Origin of the sequence: Pigmentiphaga sp. CHJ604, assembly GCF_036972535.1 — a bacterium.
Classification (GTDB): domain Bacteria; phylum Pseudomonadota; class Gammaproteobacteria; order Burkholderiales; family Burkholderiaceae_B; genus Pigmentiphaga; species Pigmentiphaga daeguensis.
Genome location: NZ_CP136998.1, coordinates 75,393 through 91,073, shown reverse-complemented (window position 1 = coordinate 91,073; position 15,681 = coordinate 75,393). Strand labels below are relative to the sequence as shown.

The 15,681-nt window shown below is 67.6% G+C and carries 14 protein-coding genes and 2 pseudogenes; 10 read left to right on the top strand and 6 right to left on the bottom strand.

Translation table 11 applies throughout. The features are described 5' to 3' along the window. Positions 1-16: 16 nt before the first annotated feature. The 3 genes from R4823_RS00455 to R4823_RS00445 all read right to left on the bottom strand — a co-directional run bounded on the left by R4823_RS00455 (position 17) and on the right by R4823_RS00445 (position 4,443). The gene (locus R4823_RS00455) at positions 17-1,876 is read right to left on the bottom strand and encodes a PhoX family phosphatase (RefSeq protein ID WP_338617033.1); all 1,860 of its coding nucleotides are present in this window, start codon (positions 1,874-1,876) and stop codon (positions 17-19) included. A 142-nt stretch (positions 1,877-2,018) separates the two neighbouring features. Continuing rightward, complete coding sequence (locus R4823_RS00450; RefSeq protein WP_087838958.1) at positions 2,019-2,792, bottom strand: citryl-CoA lyase; 774 nt, start codon at positions 2,790-2,792, stop codon at positions 2,019-2,021. A 58-nt stretch (positions 2,793-2,850) separates the two neighbouring features. Beyond that, positions 2,851-4,443 carry an AMP-binding protein gene (locus R4823_RS00445; RefSeq protein ID WP_338617032.1) on the bottom strand — a complete coding sequence of 531 codons (1,593 nt, stop codon included), beginning with the start codon at positions 4,441-4,443 and terminating at the stop codon, positions 2,851-2,853. Between the two features lie 149 nt (positions 4,444-4,592). Between R4823_RS00445 and R4823_RS00440 the strand changes: the two genes are divergently transcribed. The 6 genes and pseudogenes from R4823_RS00440 (at position 4,593) to R4823_RS00415 (ending at position 10,144) form a co-directional block, all read left to right on the top strand. After that, positions 4,593-5,567 (top strand): tripartite tricarboxylate transporter substrate binding protein, encoded by a 975-nt coding sequence (locus R4823_RS00440; RefSeq protein ID WP_087838960.1) that lies wholly within the window; start codon positions 4,593-4,595, stop codon positions 5,565-5,567. Between the two features lie 38 nt (positions 5,568-5,605). Beyond that, on the top strand, positions 5,606-6,334 hold the full coding sequence (locus R4823_RS00435; protein WP_243724499.1) for a GntR family transcriptional regulator: 729 nt from the start codon (positions 5,606-5,608) through the stop codon (positions 6,332-6,334). Positions 6,335-6,684: 350 nt separating this feature from the next. After that, positions 6,685-7,941, top strand: a pseudogene (locus R4823_RS00430) (malic enzyme-like NAD(P)-binding protein); the annotation flags it as partial. 191 nt (positions 7,942-8,132) lie between these two features. Continuing rightward, on the top strand, positions 8,133-9,098 hold the full coding sequence (locus tag R4823_RS00425; RefSeq protein WP_087838963.1) for a D-2-hydroxyacid dehydrogenase: 966 nt from the start codon (positions 8,133-8,135) through the stop codon (positions 9,096-9,098). Between the two features lie 272 nt (positions 9,099-9,370). Then, a pseudogene (locus tag R4823_RS00420) lies at positions 9,371-9,931 on the top strand (Rpn family recombination-promoting nuclease/putative transposase); the annotation flags it as partial. 21 nt (positions 9,932-9,952) lie between these two features. After that, positions 9,953-10,144 carry a DUF4351 domain-containing protein gene (locus R4823_RS00415; RefSeq protein ID WP_256369627.1) on the top strand — a complete coding sequence of 64 codons (192 nt, stop codon included), beginning with the start codon at positions 9,953-9,955 and terminating at the stop codon, positions 10,142-10,144. 6 nt (positions 10,145-10,150) lie between these two features. Here the strand turns inward: R4823_RS00415 and queC are convergent, their stop codons facing one another. The 3 genes from queC to R4823_RS00400 all read right to left on the bottom strand — a co-directional run bounded on the left by queC (position 10,151) and on the right by R4823_RS00400 (position 12,352). Beyond that, the gene (gene queC, locus R4823_RS00410) at positions 10,151-10,861 is read right to left on the bottom strand and encodes a 7-cyano-7-deazaguanine synthase QueC (RefSeq protein WP_132979677.1); all 711 of its coding nucleotides are present in this window, start codon (positions 10,859-10,861) and stop codon (positions 10,151-10,153) included. Further along, on the bottom strand, positions 10,861-11,022 hold the full coding sequence (locus tag R4823_RS00405) for a DUF6726 family protein (protein ID WP_165963132.1): 162 nt from the start codon (positions 11,020-11,022) through the stop codon (positions 10,861-10,863). The genes queC and R4823_RS00405 overlap by 1 nt, the downstream gene beginning before the upstream one ends. A 97-nt stretch (positions 11,023-11,119) precedes the next feature. Beyond that, on the bottom strand, positions 11,120-12,352 hold the full coding sequence (locus tag R4823_RS00400) for an MFS transporter (protein ID WP_087838966.1): 1,233 nt from the start codon (positions 12,350-12,352) through the stop codon (positions 11,120-11,122). Positions 12,353-12,459: 107 nt separating this feature from the next. Between R4823_RS00400 and R4823_RS00395 the strand changes: the two genes are divergently transcribed. The 4 genes from R4823_RS00395 to R4823_RS00380 all read left to right on the top strand — a co-directional run bounded on the left by R4823_RS00395 (position 12,460) and on the right by R4823_RS00380 (position 15,673). Continuing rightward, entirely contained in the window at positions 12,460-13,239 is a 780-nt protein-coding gene (locus R4823_RS00395) for a helix-turn-helix transcriptional regulator (protein ID WP_132979676.1), read from the top strand. Between the two features lie 240 nt (positions 13,240-13,479). After that, a complete protein-coding gene (locus R4823_RS00390; protein ID WP_338617030.1) occupies positions 13,480-14,289 on the top strand; it encodes a class III extradiol ring-cleavage dioxygenase in 810 nt (269 codons plus the stop codon). Positions 14,290-14,376: 87 nt separating this feature from the next. Beyond that, complete coding sequence (locus tag R4823_RS00385) at positions 14,377-14,784, top strand: DoxX family protein (protein ID WP_338617028.1); 408 nt, start codon at positions 14,377-14,379, stop codon at positions 14,782-14,784. A 4-nt stretch (positions 14,785-14,788) separates the two neighbouring features. After that, positions 14,789-15,673: a LysR family transcriptional regulator gene (locus tag R4823_RS00380; protein WP_087838973.1), complete on the top strand. Its 885-nt coding sequence runs from the start codon at positions 14,789-14,791 to the stop codon at positions 15,671-15,673. The last annotated feature ends 8 nt before the right edge of the window (positions 15,674-15,681 follow it).

Here is a 15,681-nt window from a genome sequence, read left to right as displayed (position 1 = left end):
CCCCCTCCTTGGTCGTTCAGGCGCCCACGGGCTTGCCGTCCTTCCGGCTGACCACGATCGTGGCGGACCGCGCGTCGCCGCCGCCGGCGCGCTTGGTGTTCCACACGCCGTTCGGGTGCTGGATGTTGATGAAGAAGGTCGCAAGGTCGGGCGTATAGGCGATGCCCGTGATCTCGCAGCCCTTGGGGCCTACCAGGAAGCGCTTGGACTCGCCCGTTTCCTGATCGATGTAGTACATCGAGTTGTTGCCGAAGATGTCGGTGATGTTCGAGCCCGTGCCCGAATCGGTCTGCACCCACAGGCGGCCCTGCGGATCGACGCGGATGCCGTCGGGGCTGGAAAACTCGTCGCCCTTGATGTTGCCGGTCACGTTGGCCGCGGCGCCGTCCGCCGGGTCCTGGCCGGCCAGCAGCAGCAGTTCCCATTCGAACGTCGTGGCCAGCGGCGAATCGCCGCGTTCCTTCCAGCGCACGATGTGGCCGTGCGAGTTGCTGATGCGCGGATTGGCGGCGCTGGTGCGCTTGCGGCTGCCGTTGTTGGTCAGCGTGCAATAGACGGTCTTGTCCACGCCCACCGTGATCCACTCGGGACGGTCCATCAGCGTGGCGCCGGCCACGCGCGCGGCGACCTTGGTATTGATCAGCACGTCGGCCTGGCTGGCGAAATTGACGATGACGGGCGTGGGCGGCTGGTCCGGCGCGGTCTGCGTGTAGTTGCCCGGGTCGATGGCGTTCAGGGTGAGGTTGTTCTTGCCGTGCGTCAGCTCGACCCAGTTGCCGGTGCCGTCGTCGTTGAAGCGGGCGGCGTACAGCGTGCCTTCGTCCAGCAGGTTCAGGTTGGCCGCGCGGTTCTTGGGGTCGTAGGCCTTGCTGGGAATGAACTTGTAGATGCAGCCCGGCGTGCCGTCGTCGCCCATGTAGAACGCGACGCGGTTGGCCTCGTCCGTCATGTACGCGGTGTTCTCGTGGTCGAAGCGGCCCATGGCGGTGCGCTTGACCGCGGTCGAGGTCGGCGTGTAGGGATCGATCTCGACCACCCAGCCGTAGCCCTTCTCGTCCTGCGTGGGATCCAGGTAGTTGTCCGTCGTCTCTTCGCAGGTCAGGTACGTGCCCCAGGGCGTCGGGCCGCTGGCGCAGTTGTTCAGCGTGCCCACCACCTTGCGGGTGCCGCTGACGGCCGAGGCGGCCGGGCCGCCGACGTTGTAGACGGTGTTGCCGGTATAGCGCTTGTTGTAGCGGGAGTTGGCCTTGACCGCCCACGTGCCGTCATCGCCGCGCGCGACCTCGACGACCGAGACGCCGACGTTCGACAGACGCGTCTTGGTGCCTTCCACGGCCAGGTTCAGCGTGGCGTTGTCGGTGCTTTCATGGTTGATGGCCAGCAGGCCGCCCTTGTTGGGGTCGACGCCGTCCAGCGGATAGAAGTGCATGCCGTCGTGCTGGCCGCCGGCCTGCGTCTCGGTGTCCGGCCACGACTGGGGCGTACCGGCGTACCCGGCGGAACCCGTCTCGCACTTGTCGCCGGCCGAGTACAGGATCTGCACCTGGTAGTCCTTGGGCACGGTCACGGTGTCGGCCGTGATCTTGTCGGCCAGCCGTTCGAACTTCACCGAGTAGTCGGGGCCGACCGGATCGGTGCCACCACCACCGCCACCTCCGCCGCCGCCCGGCGCGGGCGCGGAATCGCCGTCGCTGCCACAGGCGGCCAGCGTCGTGGCACCGAAGACCGACAGGATAGACAGGCCGAAGCTGTTCCTGAGCAGCGTGCGGCGAGCGGGGTTGGCGGCGACGATCTCGTCGAACATCTGGCCGGGGACGGTGACTTCTCCCTGCGCCTCGCGAGACGGAGCGCGCAATTTATCTGTCAGGTAGGACATTCAAACCTCGTGGTGTGGAAAGACGGTATTAAGCTGCTTGTCAGCTTGACCGAGCGCGAGGTTAAAAGACCCAGATGACAGCCGGGTTACGGACGAAAAAAAGTCCGCCCCGCAAGGCGGACCCGGAAGCGGCGGATAGACATCAGCGCAGGTGCGCGGTGGCTTCCTCCTCGACCATGGCCTTGATCTCGCGCGCCATCGGCTCGCGCAATTCTTCCAGCACGTGCGCCACCAGCCCGATGGCCCGCGACATGACGCCTATGCCCCGGACCACGCGCCAGGGAATGCCTAGTTCGCTGGCCACCGCGGCGATGGCGCCGGTGGCGTTGACCGGCAGGCTCTTGCCCAGGCGCGACTGCGCCGCCTCGGCCACCGCCTGCATCAGCGCCACGTAGGGTCCGTCGAAGCCGTTGTCACGGGCGATCTCGAACAGGCGCGGGGCACGCGGGTCGACCGGCTTGTGGATGTGGTGGCCGATGCCCGGCACCGTGCGGGCGCGCGCCGCGTGTTCGTCGACGATGCGGGCCGCCAGGGCGGCGATGTCCCCGGGCCGGGCCGGATCCGGCAACGCCTCCTGCAGCATGCGGGCGGCATTCTCCATGCTGCCCACGAACACGCTGCCCAGGCCGCTGAGTCCGGCCGCCACCGCGGCCTGCATGGCTTCGGGCGCACCCGCCAGCGTCATGCGGGTCACGATGGCGCTGGGCGTCATCCCGTGCTCGACCAGGATCACCGCCAGCGCGTTGAACACGCGTGACTCGCGCTCATTGGGCAGGCGGTCCATCATTTCCAGGAAGGCCATGTCGCCCAGCGACACCTTGCCCATGATGTCCTGGCACAGGTCCAGCCCCTTGATGGTGATCTTGTCTTCGGTGCTCCAGCAGATGTCGGTCCTGAGTTGCTTGCGCTTGGCCATGGGTCGTGTCTCCTTCGATGTCAGATTCGCATTGTGCCCGCGACGGCGGGGGATGGGTTCAGGCCTGCAGGTCCACGATCCGTTCCCTGACGGCGGGATCGTCGCGCAGCAGGTTCTTGGCGATCTTGTGCGTGGGCGTGTGCGGCAGCTCGGGCAGCAGCGCCACGTAGCGCGGCACCTTGATGGCGGCCAACCGGCCGCGGCACCACTCGGCCACCTCGGCTTCGGCCAGCGTGGCGCCCGGGCGCGGCGCCACCACCACCAGGATCTCGTCCTCGCCCAGTTCGGACGGCACGGCCAGGGCCGCCGCCTCGAACACGGCGGGGTGCTCGTTGATGACCATTTCGAGTTCGGCGGCGGCGATGTTTTCGCCGCGGCGGCGGATGATGTCCTTCTTGCGCGAGACGTGGAAGAAGAAGCCGTCGGCATCGCGCCGCACCAGGTCGCCGGTCTTGAGCCACTCGCCTTCGAAGGCCTGGCGGGTCTGTTCGGGATCGCGGAAGTACCCCTGCATGACGATGGGCGTGGCCACCCAGAGCTCGCCGACCTCGTCCACGCCCACGTCCCGGCCGGCATCGTCGACCACGCGGCATCGCGCCCAGGGCCGGGCCGGATCCGGATGCGCGGCCACCACGCCCATGCTGCCCGGCTTGTCGGGCCCGTCGTAGGGATTGCAGGTAACGCCGGGAATCTCGGTCATGCCGAAGCCCGAGAACAGGTGCGGCACTCCGAATTCGTCGCGGAATGCGGGTGCCGACTTCCTGCGCACGCCGTATACCGCGCGCAGGCGGTGATCGGGCCGGTATTCACGCCGGTCGCGGGAGGCGAGGATGGTGCCGATGGCCTCGATGATGTTGACCACCGTGGCGCCGTTGTCGGCCGCCACCTGCCAGAACGTCGAGGCGGAAAAGCGCGGCACCAGGATCATCGCCGCGCCGCAAGCCAGCGCGCCGCCCACCGAGTAGAACAACGCATTCATGTGGAAGAACGGCAGGATGATCATCAGCCTGTCGTCGGGCTGCAGGTGCACGCGCGCGACGTTGGCCTCGCCAGCGGTCACGAGGTTGTACTGGCTGTGCATGACGCCCTTGGGAAATCCCGTGGTGCCGGACGTGTAGATGATGACGCAGGTATCGGTGGCCGCCGGGACGGGTAGCGGCGCCTGCCCCACCGGCTGTGCCAGCGCGGCGGCCAGCGACCCGGCATCGTCCTGCGGGCCGTCCATGGTCATCAGCCAGGGGGGGACCTGGAAACCGGCGGCGATCGGCCGCACCAGGTCGAGCAGGCGCGTTTCGGCCAGGATGCCCTGCACCTCCGCGTGCCGCAGCGCATAGTCCATCTCGCGCGGACCGAAATCGGGATTGACCGGCACCATGGTGGCGCCCAGCCGGGCCAGCGCGAACAGCGCCAGCACGTGCGCCTTGTCGTTGCGCCCGGCCACCGCCACGCGGGCGCCGGGCCCGATTCCCCGCGCGGCCAGCGCCCGCGCCAGGCGTTCGTAGCGCCGGCCGAACTCGGCCCAGGTCCAGCATTCGCCGTCCTGGATCAGGAAAGGCCGGGACGCTTGCTCGGCGCACCGGCTCAGGAAGGCATCGTGCAGGGTTCCGTCGTGGGGGCGATAGCGGTTCAGAACTTCGAGCGGACTTTGCATGGTCGAGCGGCTCGGAACAGGATTCGACCTTGCCAGTTTACTTCCTGGATACGTGCGTGCACAATTGTATTCAAGCGAATACCGATAGTGCCCGACCCCGCCTGCGGCGGCGCCACGGGCACGAACCCCGGCCCCCCTCAGGAGGAGACATGAAGCACGCATTTGGCGCAGCGGTCTGTCTGGCCGCTTTCGCCCTGCCCGGCCACGCCGCGCCGGCCGACCACTATCCCGAAAAGCCCGTTCGCATCGTGGTGCCGTTCGCCGCGGGCGGCGGCGGCGATTTCATCGCCCGCGCCTTCGCCGAGAAGCTGTCGGCCACCCTCAAGCAGCCCGTCATCATCGACAACCGCGGCGGCGGCAATACCGTGACGGGCACCGAGGCGGTGGCCAAGGCCGAACCCGATGGCTATACGCTGCTGATCGTCAGCCCCAGCTTCGCCACCAACCCCACGCTGCTGCCCAAGCTGCCCTACCGGACGCCTGACGATTTCGCGCCCATCGGCCTGGTCATCACCTACGCGATGGGACTGGCCGCGCGCGCCAACCTGCCCGCCAACGACATCCCACAGTTGCTGGAACTGGCTGCCAGGCAACCGGGCAAGCTGACCATCGCCACCTCGGGCGAGGGATCCGCCTCGCACATGGCCACCGAACTCTTCAAGGCCGCCACCCACGCCAACATCCTGGACGTGCCGTATCGCGGCGCCGGCCCGGCCATGCTCGACGTCGCCAGCGGCCACGTGGATCTGGCGTTCACCGGCCTGTCGCAGATCAAGCCCCACCTGGACAGCAAGCGGGCCAAGCTGCTGGCAACCAGCGGACTGCGGCGCCTGCAGTCGGCGCCCGACGTCAAGACCATCGCCGAACAGGGCGTCAAGGATTTCGAGGCCGTGGTGTGGTGGGGCATGTTCGCGCCGGCCGGCACGCCTAAGCCCATCATCGACAAGATCAACGGCGCGCTGCGCACCAGTCTCGCGGACCCGGAGGTCGCCAAGCGATTCGACGTCATCGACGGCGAGGTACGCGTGTCGTCCCCGGAGGAATTCGGCCGTTTCGTGCGCGAGGAAATCACGCGCTGGAGCAAGCTGCTCAAGCCTTCCAAGGCGGCGACAGCCTCGCCTTGAACCAGGGCGGCACGCGGGAGCAAGGCACGGACTTGGTTATGATCCTTGCTTTGCCACCCGCCATTCCGCCGTCCATGCCCAGAAAGAAAGCGGCGCCCGCCGTGCCCAGCGCGAAGAACCTGGGACAGACCTCGTGCTCGCGCGGCGAGCAGGCCTACCAGTATGTGCGCACCGCCATCCGCACCGGCGAACTCGCTCCCGGCACGCGCCTGCGCGAGATCGAGCTGGCCGAATTGCTGGGCCTGAGCCGCACGCCCGTACGCGAGGCCCTGAGCCGCCTGGAAAGCGAGGGGCTGGTGGCAAACGAGTCCGGACGCGGGCTCATCGTGACCGAGCTCGACCAGAGCATGGTCAACGAACTGTATGTCATGCGCGAGGTGCTGGAAGGCACGGCCGCGCGGCTGGCCGCGCGCCATGCTTCCGACGTGGAGATCTCGGCCCTGAGGGAGATCGCCGACCGCGACGCACAACTGGTCGGCCAGCACGAACAGCTCGCGATCAACAATCGCTTCTTCCATGAGACGCTGTACCGCTGCGCCCACAACCGCTATCTGCTGAAGACGCTCAATTCGCTGCAGGAGTCGATGGCGCTGCTGGGCCCCACCACGCTGGCCATACCCGAGCGTGCCGACGTCAGTTCACGCGAGCACCAGGAAATGGTGGCGGCGCTGGAACAGCGCGATCCCGATCTTGCCGAGCGCATCACGCGGGAACACATCCGCGCCGCCTACAAGGTGAGGCTGACGCGCATGCTCCGCGCACTGTAAGGCGCCTGGCCCGATCCTAGTTGCCTCCCCGCAACTATCGTCCGGGCCGCCAGACGCGGCCCGGTATCGGCGTATCGGCCCGCTTGTTGTTGTAACGCAGCATCCTCCGGCGCGTGCGCGAACGGCGCGCGCCATGGCGCGCGCAAATCCTCTTCTCCATACCACGGCCCTACGGTGCGATGCTGCGTCGCATGATCGTTGCGATGCGCATCGACCCTTGCCGCGCCTTGCCCGCGCGGTCGCGAATGCGCCGCCCCGCGCGGCCCTCCGGGCCACGCCGAGCGCCGTGCCGTGCTCAACCGGGCATACAATGTTCGTTCACGTGCCGCTACTGTTCTATATATAAAACAATGGATTCTTCGCTTACCGATAAGGCGCTCGCCTATCATCAGTTCCCCATCGCCGGAAAGATCTCCGTCGTCCCCACCAAGCCGCTCGACAACCAGCACGACCTGTCGCTGGCCTATTCGCCGGGTGTCGCCGCCGCGTGCGAAGCCATCGCCAACGACCAGCAGGCCACGCGCTACTACACGTCGCGCTCGAACCTGGTGGCGGTCATCTCGAACGGCACCGCCGTGCTCGGCCTGGGCAACATCGGGCCGTACGCCGCCAAGCCGGTCATGGAAGGCAAGGCCTGCCTGTTCCAGAAGTTCGCAGGCATCAACGTCTTCGACATCGAGCTGGCCGAGACGGATCCCGACAAGCTGGTCGACGCCATCGCGATGATGGAGCCCACGTTCGGCGGCATCAATCTCGAGGACATCAAGGCGCCCGAGTGCTTCTACATCGAGCGCCGGCTGACCGAGCGCATGTCGATCCCGGTCTTCCACGACGACCAGCACGGCACGGCCATCGTCGCCTCCGCCGGCATCGTCAATGGCCTGAAGCTGGCCGAGAAGTCGCTGGACCAGGTCAAGCTGGTCTGCTCGGGCGCCGGCGCCGCGGCCATCGCCTGCCTGGACCTGCTGGTGCGCCAGGGGCTGAAGAAGGAAAACATCCTGCTGGTGGATTCCAAGGGCGTGGTCTACGAAGGCCGCGACGCGTCCATGGAGTTCAACAAGTCGCGCTATGCCACCACCAGCACCGCGCGCACGCTGGCCGATGCGGTCAAGGACGCCGACGTCTTCCTGGGATGCTCCGCCGCCGGACTGCTGACCCCGGAGATGGTCTCGACCATGGCGCTGCGCCCCCTGATCCTGGCGCTGGCCAATCCCGAACCCGAGATCCGTCCGGAAGTGGCCCGCGCCGTCCGCTCGGACTGCCTGATCGCGACGGGTCGTTCGGACTACCCGAACCAGGTCAACAACGTCCTCTGCTTCCCCTTCCTGTTCCGCGGTGCGCTGGACGTGGACGCCATGCGCATCACCGACGAGATGAAGCTCGCCTGCGTGAACGCCATCGCCAATCTCGCGCAGCAGCCCATCCCGCCCGAAGTCGCCAAGGCCTATCCCAACCACAAGCTGGAATTCGGCCCCGACTACTTCATTCCCACGCCGTTCGATCCCCGCCTGATCAGCGAAGTCGCGTCCGCCGTCGCACTGGCCGCGATGGATTCGGGCGTCGCGCGCCGTCCCATCGGCGACATCGACGCCTACCGCCAGTCGCTGCTGAAGTAGTCTTCCCACACGCTGGCGCAGGAGCGGAACGGCAATTTGCCTTCCGCTCTGGCGGCGAGCGGATCATCACCTGCTGGATACCCATCCGGGGCACAGCGGATCCGGCTCCGCCGGTCCGCCAGTGCCGCCCCTTGGGGGACGCGCGAAGCGCGTAGGGGGGATCCATCCATAGAGGGCTTCTCATGTCGTCGTTCACGCACAAGATCGTCTTCCTGGACCGGGCCAGCCTGCAGGCCACCATCCGGCCGCCCGCCTTCTCCCACGCCTGGGTCGATCACGAGATCACTTCCCGCGATGAGGTCGTGGCGCGATTGAAGGATGCGTCCATCGCCGTCACCAACAAGGTGCCGCTGCGCCGCGCCGAGCTGGACCAGTTGCCCGCGCTGAAGATGATCGCCGTGGCGGCGACGGGCACGGACATCATCGACCTGGCCGCCTGCCAGGAACGCGGCATCGTCGTGTCGAACATCCGCAACTACGCCACCGCCTCGCTGCCCGAGCATACCTTCGCGCTCATCCTGGCGTTGCGCCGCAACCTGCGCGCCTATGCCGCCGACGTCGAAGCCGGCAAGTGGCAGCGGTCGCAGCAGTTCTGCTTCCTCGACTACCCCATACGCGACCTGTCCGGCAGCCGGCTGGGCATCGTCGGCTACGGCGCGCTGGGCCGGTCGGTGGCCGCGCTGGGCCGCGCCTTCGGCATGGAGATCTGCGTCGCCAGCCGCTCGCCGGTGGACGAGCCGGGCATCGTGAACCTGCCCCTGCCGGAGCTGCTGCGCACCTCGGACGTCGTCACGCTGCACCTGCCGCTCAGCGCCGCCACGCGCAACATGATCGGCCGCGCCGAACTGGCATCCATGAAACCCACCGCGCTGCTCATCAACACCGCCCGCGGCGGGCTGGTGGACGAAGCGGCGCTGGCCGAGGCCCTGCGCGCCGGCACCATCGCCGGCGCCGGCTTCGACGTGGCCGACGGCGAACCGCCCGCCGACGCCAATCCGCTGCTGCACGTCAGGCAACCCAATTTCATCCTGACCCCGCACGTGGCCTGGGCCAGCCAGGAAGCCATGCAGACGCTGGCCGACCAACTGGTGGACAACCTGGAAGCGTTCGTCGCGGGCAAGCCGCGCAACGTGGTCCTGCCGAAGTAATACTCGCGCATACGCGCAATTCCTCATGGACGATCGGTGGCCACCGATCGTCCGGGAGCACGGGACGGGGGCTAGGGTAGAGGGGTCTTCCAAGGAACTCTCATGCAACCCACCATCGGCTTCGTCCCGTCCTCCGCCCCCAGGCCCGCCTTCACGGAAACCTTCACGCTGTCGGAGCCGGGGCAGCCGCTTCCGGCAGATCCCTCCCGACGGGCGCCGCCCCCTCTACTCGACCTGCGCAATGACTTGGTCTTCAAGCTCTTGTTCACGCGCGCGACGCGAGCGGCCAGCTCTACAACATCGAGATGCAGGTACGGCGCTACGAGCGCTGGCCGGCCCGCAGCGCCTACTACCTGGCCCGCACGCTGTCCGAGCAGATCCAGCGAGGCCAGGACTATGAACTGCTGAAGCCGGCGATTGCCATCCATTTCCTGGCGCACGATCTGTTCGACGATCCGGGGCAGGCGGACTGGCGTTTCGAATTGCGCGACCGGCGCCAGCCCGCGATACGACTGGGCAAGGAACTCCAACTGCATATAATCGAGCTAACCAAGGCGGAGCGCCTGAGGTGCCTGCCGGCGGCGCTGTCGGCCTGGGTCGCGTGCTTCCAGCACGGATGGGAGGAAGCCAGCATGAAGGACATCACCCACGAACCGGTGCGTGAAGCGGTCGGCAGGCTGAAGGTCCTGACCATGGACGAAGATGCGCGCTGGCGCGCGTATGCCCGCGAGAAGGCAATCGCCGACGATGCGGCGGCGCTGGCCTACGCGACTCGGACTGGGTTGGAACGGGGCCTCGAGCAAGGCCGAGCGCGAGGACTTGAACAAGGTCTCGAACAAGGTCTCGAACAAGGCCTGGCCCAAGGCCTTGCCCAAGGTCGCCGGCAAGGCGAATCCGCCCTGCTCGAACGCCTCCTGGCCCGCCGCTTCGGCCCCCTGCCCGATGCCACGATCCAGCGCCTGCGCGACGCGTCGGACGCCGACTTGGAAACCTGGTCCGTCAGCGTACTGGATGCCGCGACGCTGGCCGAAGTGTTCGGCGACTAGGCGACGCTACACGCCGCTCGACTCCTGCCGCCAGCGTCCATACCCCGCCGCCCGCAGTTCACAGGCAGGGCAAGTCCCGCATCCGTAGCCCCAGTCGAATCTCTTGCTGCGATCGCCCAGGTAGCAGGTATGGCTGTGCTCGGCCACGACCCCGACCAGCGCGTCGCCGCCCAGGTCCTGGGCCAATTGCCAGGTCCGGGCCTTGTCCAGCCACATCAGCGGCGTCTCGAAGGTGAAACGCTGCCCCATGCCCAGCGACACCGCGACCTGCAAGGCCTTGACGGTATCGTCGCGGCAATCGGGATAGCCGGAGAAATCGGTTTCGCACATGCCGCCGACCACGACCTCCAGCCCGCGGCGATAGGCCAGCGCCGCGGCCATGGTCAGGAAGACCAGGTTGCGTCCTGGCACGAAGGTATTGGGCAGTCCGGCATCGGTCAGCCTGATCTCGGTATCGCGCGTGAGCGCGGTGTCGCTCAGGGCGCCCAGCACCGACAGGTCGATGGCGTGGTCCTCGCCCAGCCGGGGCGACCAGGACGGGAAGCGGGCGTGGATCTCGCGCAGCACGTTGCGGCGGGCATCGAGTTCCACGCGATGGCGCTGGCCGTAGTCGAAGCCCACGGTCTCGACCCTGGCGTAGCGGTCGAGCGCCCAGGCCAGGCAGGTGGTGGAGTCCTGGCCACCGGAGAACAGGACGAGTGCCTTGCGCGCGTCCATCAGTCGATCACCGCGGCGCAGGCGTCGGTGGGCGCGGCGGCGATATCACCCACCACGGGGACGATCTTGAGACCGGCGGAGGCGATGCGGCAAGGCGCGGCCACCACGCCGCAACCATTCAGCGCGGTCGCGCAGGCGAAGGCAAGCAGAAGACTTTTCATGTAACCCTGGCAGGAGTGTCGTGCGTGTCGCCACCAGGGTAGCACTATGGGATGGCATGTCGTGCACCGGGAGCCCGCGGCCCCCGGAACGCCCCCGTCAGGCCTTGGCCAGGACCGGCTTGGCACGCGGCCGGCCGAGATCCGGCAGGAAGGCGGTCAAGAGACCCAGCAGCGGCAGGAACGAGCACAGGTGGTAGACGTATTCGATGCTGGTCACGTCGGCCACCTTGCCCAGCACCGCGGCACCCAGGCCGCCCATGCCGAAGGCGAAGCCGAAGAACAGGCCCGAGACGGTGCCTACCTTGCCCGGCATCAGCTCCTGGGCGAACACCAGGATCGCGGAGAAGGCCGACGCCAGGATCAGGCCGATGACGAAGCTCAGGACGCCGGTCCATGCCAGTCCCACATAGGGCAGCACGAGCGCAAACGGCGCCACGCCCAGGATGGAGCCCCAGATCACCTTCTTGCGGCCGATGCGGTCGCCGATGGGGCCGCCCAGTATCGTGCCCAGGGCCACCGCGATTAGGAAGGCGAACAGGTGCATCTGCGCGGCCTGCACCGACACGTCGAAGCGGTGCATCAGGTAGAAGGTGTAGTAGCTCGTAAAGCTGGCCATGTAGAAATACTTGGAGAACAGCAGCGTGAGCAGGATGGCCATCGAGCCCGTGACGGTCCCGCGGCTGAGCGTGGGCGCGGGCGCCGCCGGCCGGGCCTTGCGCGGGCCGGACAGGTGCTGCCGCTTGTACCAGGCACCCACCTGATAAAGCACGACCATGGCCAGCAGCGCGGCCAGCGCGAACCACGCCAGGCTGTCCTGGCCGCGCGGAATGATGAACCAGGCGGCCAGCAGCGGTCCCATGGCGCTGCCGGCGTTGCCGCCCACCTGGAAAATGGACTGCGCCAGGCCGTGGCGGCCGCCCGACACCAGGCGCGCGACGCGCGAGGATTCGGGATGGAAGATGGACGATCCGGTGCCCAGCAGCGCCGCGGCCACCAGCAGCATGGCGTAGTTGGGCGCGAAGGCCAGCAGCACGATGCCGGCCATGCTGCACGCCATGCCCATGGGCAGCGAATAGGGCTTGGGATTGCGGTCGGTGTACAGGCCGACCAGCGGCTGCAGCAGCGAGGCGGTCAACTGGTAGAGCAGCGTGATCAGGCCGATCTGGGTGAACGACAGCGAAAACTCGCTTTTCAACAGCGGATACACCGCCAGAATCAGCGACTGCAGCATGTCGTTCAGGAAGTGCGAGAAGCTGATCGCGCCCAGTATCTTGAAACCGGTGCGTTCAGCCTGGGCGGGCGGAACTTGGGCAGGGTTGACGCTTTGCATGGAGTCTCTGGAGATGCCCGATGGGCTCAGGGTTTTTACGTATTTTCGTAAGCGTACCTGTCCAGATTGCGCCTGTCTTGCGAAAATAAGGCACACGCCTTCTAGAAATGGACAAAAGCTCCCTTTTTCCCGACTACCACGACTACGACCGCCGCGAGCGGCCGGTCACGGCCATGGCCAAGGACTTCCCGCCGGACTACCGCACCGGGCCGCACCAGCACCCTTCGGGTCAACTGGTCTACGCCCTGTACGGCGTGGTGGTCGCGCATACCGAGATGGGCCGGTGGGTGGTGCCGCCCACCCGGGCCCTGTGGATGCCGCCCGCCGTGCGCCACGAGTTGCGCATGGTGGGCGCGGTACGGATGCGCACCGCCTACATCCACGCGGAAGCCGCCCGGCAATTGCCGCCCCACTGCTCGGTCATGGCGATCTCGCCGCTGCTGCGCGAGCTGATCCTGGCGGCGATCGACATCCAGGGCCCCTACGACGAAGATACCCGCGACGGCCGGGTAATGCGGCTGCTGCTGGATGAACTGCGGCAACTGCCCACGCTGCCGCTGCGCCTGCCCCGGCCCGCAGACCCGCGCCTGCAGGCGGTGTGCGAAGCCATCGTCGCCGCTCCCGACGACAAGACCACCGCCCAGGGCTGGGCGGCCCGGCTGGGCGTGGACGCCAAGACCGTGCACCGTCTTTTCGTGCGCGAGACCGGCATGACCTTCGGCCAGTGGCGCCAGCAGGCCCGGCTGCTGGAGGCGCTGGAGCGCCTGGCCGAAGGGGCGAAGATCCTGGATGTGTCGCTGGAGCTGGGCTATGCCAGCCCCAGCGCGTTCTCGACCATGTTCAAGCGGCAGTTCGGCGTGGCGCCGAGCGCCTTCTTCGACCAATAGACGGCCATTCGGTCAGGGTTGATCCAGGAAATCCGCAACGACGGCGTTGAACCAGTCCTCGCGCTCCAGATGCGCGGCGTGGCCGCAGCCCGGCAGTACGCACAGGCTGGCGCCTGGAATGGCCTCAACCCGCACCGTGGATCATCAACGGACAGGAAACGAACTCTTCCGTTTTGCACGATTGATTGCCTGACAGTACGCGCCTATATTGCCGACAAAGGCCACGCCACAGGAGCTGCCATGTCCGCCTCGAGCGCCCACCGTCTGCCCACGTTCTTCATCCCCCATGGAGGCGGCCCCTGCTTCTTCATGGAATGGCCCGGCGATCCCCACATGTGGGACCGCATGGCCGCCTTCCTGAAGGAACTCGCCGCGTCGGCGGGCGCCCGTCCCGACGCGGTGCTGGTGATCTCGGGCCACTGGGAAGAGGACGACTTCACCGTCAACGCCAGCCCCAACCCGCCCCTGCTGTTCGATTACTACGGCTTTCCCGAGCACACCTACCGGCTGCAATACCCGGCGCCGGGTTCGCCCGCGCTGGCCGGCCGCGTGCGCGAGCTGCTGGGGCAGGCGGGTATCGCTTCGGGCTCGAACACCGAGCGGGGGCTGGACCACGGCGTGTTCGTGCCGTTCAAGCTGATCTTTCCCGACGCCGACATTCCTGTCGTCCAGTTGTCCATGAAGACCGGCCTGGACCCCGAGGCCCACCTGGCGGCGGGCCGCGCGCTGGCGCCGCTGCGCGACGAAGGCGTGCTGATCGTGGGCAGCGGCATGAGCTTCCACAACATGCGGGGCTTCGCGCCGGCGTTCAAGCCGGCCTCGCAGCGCTTCGACGACTGGCTGGCCGAGACCGTGGCGCTGCCGCGCGAGGCGCGCGAACAGGCCTTGGCGAACTGGACCTCGGCGCCCGACGCGCGCGTCTCGCAGCCCCGGCCCGATCACCTGCTACCGTTGATGGTGGCGGCGGGCGCGGCCGGCGACGACCCCGGCAGCCGCATTTTTCAGGATGAAGTCATGAACGTCATCGTCTCGGCTACCCGGTTCGGGTAGGGAAACCCACCCCCTACGCCCTTCGGGCGCCGTGGTCCTGGACACAGTCTTTTTCACCCGCGTGTCACTCTTGAAGGAAAATAGCCAATGCAGACCTCCACCAACGACACCCTCGCCGTCTGGGCCCCCCGCGCGCAAGCCGTCATGCGCATCGTCATCGCCTACGTGTTCCTGCAGCACGGCACGGCCAAGTTCTTCGACATCCCGTCGCTGGGCATGCAAGGCATCCAGCTGTTCTCGCTGATGGGCCTGGCCGGCGTGCTGGAGATCGGCGGCGGCCTGCTGATGATCCTGGGCCTGTTCACCCGGCCGGTGGCGTTCATCCTGTGCGGCTTCATGGCCGTGGCCTACTTCATGGCGCATGCGCCCAAGGCCTTCCTGAGCCCGCTGCAGAACGGCGGCGAGCCGGCGGTGCTGTACTGCTTCGTGTTCCTGTTCTTCGCCGTGGCCGGCGCGGGCGCCTTCAGCATCGACGCGTCGCGCGGCAAGGCCTGAACGCTTGGACACGCTGGTCAGCATGAAGGTGTTCCGCCTCGTGGTCGAGGCGGGCAGCTTCGCGCGGGCGGCCGGACAACTGGGGATTTCGCCGGCCATGGCCAGCAAGCACCTGGCCCACCTGGAACGCAGCCTGGGCGCCCGCCTGCTCAACCGCACCAGCCGGCACGTCAGCCCGACCGAGGCGGGGCAGGTCTACTTCGAGCAGTGCTGCGAAGCGCTGGACCTGCTGGACAACGCCGAGGCCACCCTGCAGGACAGCCACGCCGAGCCGCGCGGCCAGTTGAAGATCACCGCGCCGGTCTGGTGCGCCAACGGCCGCTTCGCCGGCATGCTGGCGTGCTACCGCGAACGCTACCCGCGCGTGGTCATCGACCTGCGCCTGAGCAACTACAAGGTGGACCTGGCCGAGGAAGGCTTCGACCTGGCCCTGCGCGCCACCACCACGCAGAACGCGCCATCGCTGATCGTGCGGCCGCTGTGCGAGGTCCGCTTCGTGCTGGCGGCCTCGCGCGACTACGTGGAACGGCACGGCCCCTTCGAGTCGCCCGCCCGGCTGGCCGACCGTCCGGCCGTCCTGCCCGCCTACATCAAGCGATCCGAGGAAATCCCCCTGCTGGGACCCGGGGGACCCTCGACGCTGCGCGTGCCCACGGCGCTGAAGACGGACGACTCGTCCCTGGCACGACACAGCCTGTTGGCGGGCATCGGACCCGGCTACCTGCCGGAATGGCTGATCGCCGACGACCTGGACAGCGGCGCGCTGGTGCGCCTGCTGCCGCAGTACCGGCCCCCTTCGGTGACCCTGTACGCCGCCTATACCAGCCGCAAATTCATGGCGCCCAAGGTGCGGACCTTCATCGACTTCTTCAGCGAGGCATTCGCCTAGGGGCCTGT

What these genes read in the sequence shown, in the direction of transcription:
- R4823_RS00385 (WP_338617028.1), top strand. Translation starts at nt 14,377, where the DNA reads ATGCAGACCTCCACCAACGACACCCTCGCCGTCTGGGCCCCCCGCGCG.
- R4823_RS00450 (WP_087838958.1), bottom strand. Translation starts at nt 2,792, where the DNA reads ATGGCCAAGCGCAAGCAACTCAGGACCGACATCTGCTGGAGCACCGAA.
- R4823_RS00405 (WP_165963132.1), bottom strand. Translation starts at nt 11,022, where the DNA reads ATGAAAAGTCTTCTGCTTGCCTTCGCCTGCGCGACCGCGCTGAATGGT.
- queC (WP_132979677.1), bottom strand. Translation starts at nt 10,861, where the DNA reads ATGGACGCGCGCAAGGCACTCGTCCTGTTCTCCGGTGGCCAGGACTCC.
- R4823_RS00425 (WP_087838963.1), top strand. Translation starts at nt 8,133, where the DNA reads ATGTCGTCGTTCACGCACAAGATCGTCTTCCTGGACCGGGCCAGCCTG.
- R4823_RS00435 (WP_243724499.1), top strand. Translation starts at nt 5,606, where the DNA reads ATGATCCTTGCTTTGCCACCCGCCATTCCGCCGTCCATGCCCAGAAAG.
- R4823_RS00390 (WP_338617030.1), top strand. Translation starts at nt 13,480, where the DNA reads ATGTCCGCCTCGAGCGCCCACCGTCTGCCCACGTTCTTCATCCCCCAT.
- R4823_RS00440 (WP_087838960.1), top strand. Translation starts at nt 4,593, where the DNA reads ATGAAGCACGCATTTGGCGCAGCGGTCTGTCTGGCCGCTTTCGCCCTG.
- R4823_RS00455 (WP_338617033.1), bottom strand. Translation starts at nt 1,876, where the DNA reads ATGTCCTACCTGACAGATAAATTGCGCGCTCCGTCTCGCGAGGCGCAG.
- R4823_RS00400 (WP_087838966.1), bottom strand. Translation starts at nt 12,352, where the DNA reads ATGCAAAGCGTCAACCCTGCCCAAGTTCCGCCCGCCCAGGCTGAACGC.
- R4823_RS00445 (WP_338617032.1), bottom strand. Translation starts at nt 4,443, where the DNA reads ATGCAAAGTCCGCTCGAAGTTCTGAACCGCTATCGCCCCCACGACGGA.
- R4823_RS00395 (WP_132979676.1), top strand. Translation starts at nt 12,460, where the DNA reads ATGGACAAAAGCTCCCTTTTTCCCGACTACCACGACTACGACCGCCGC.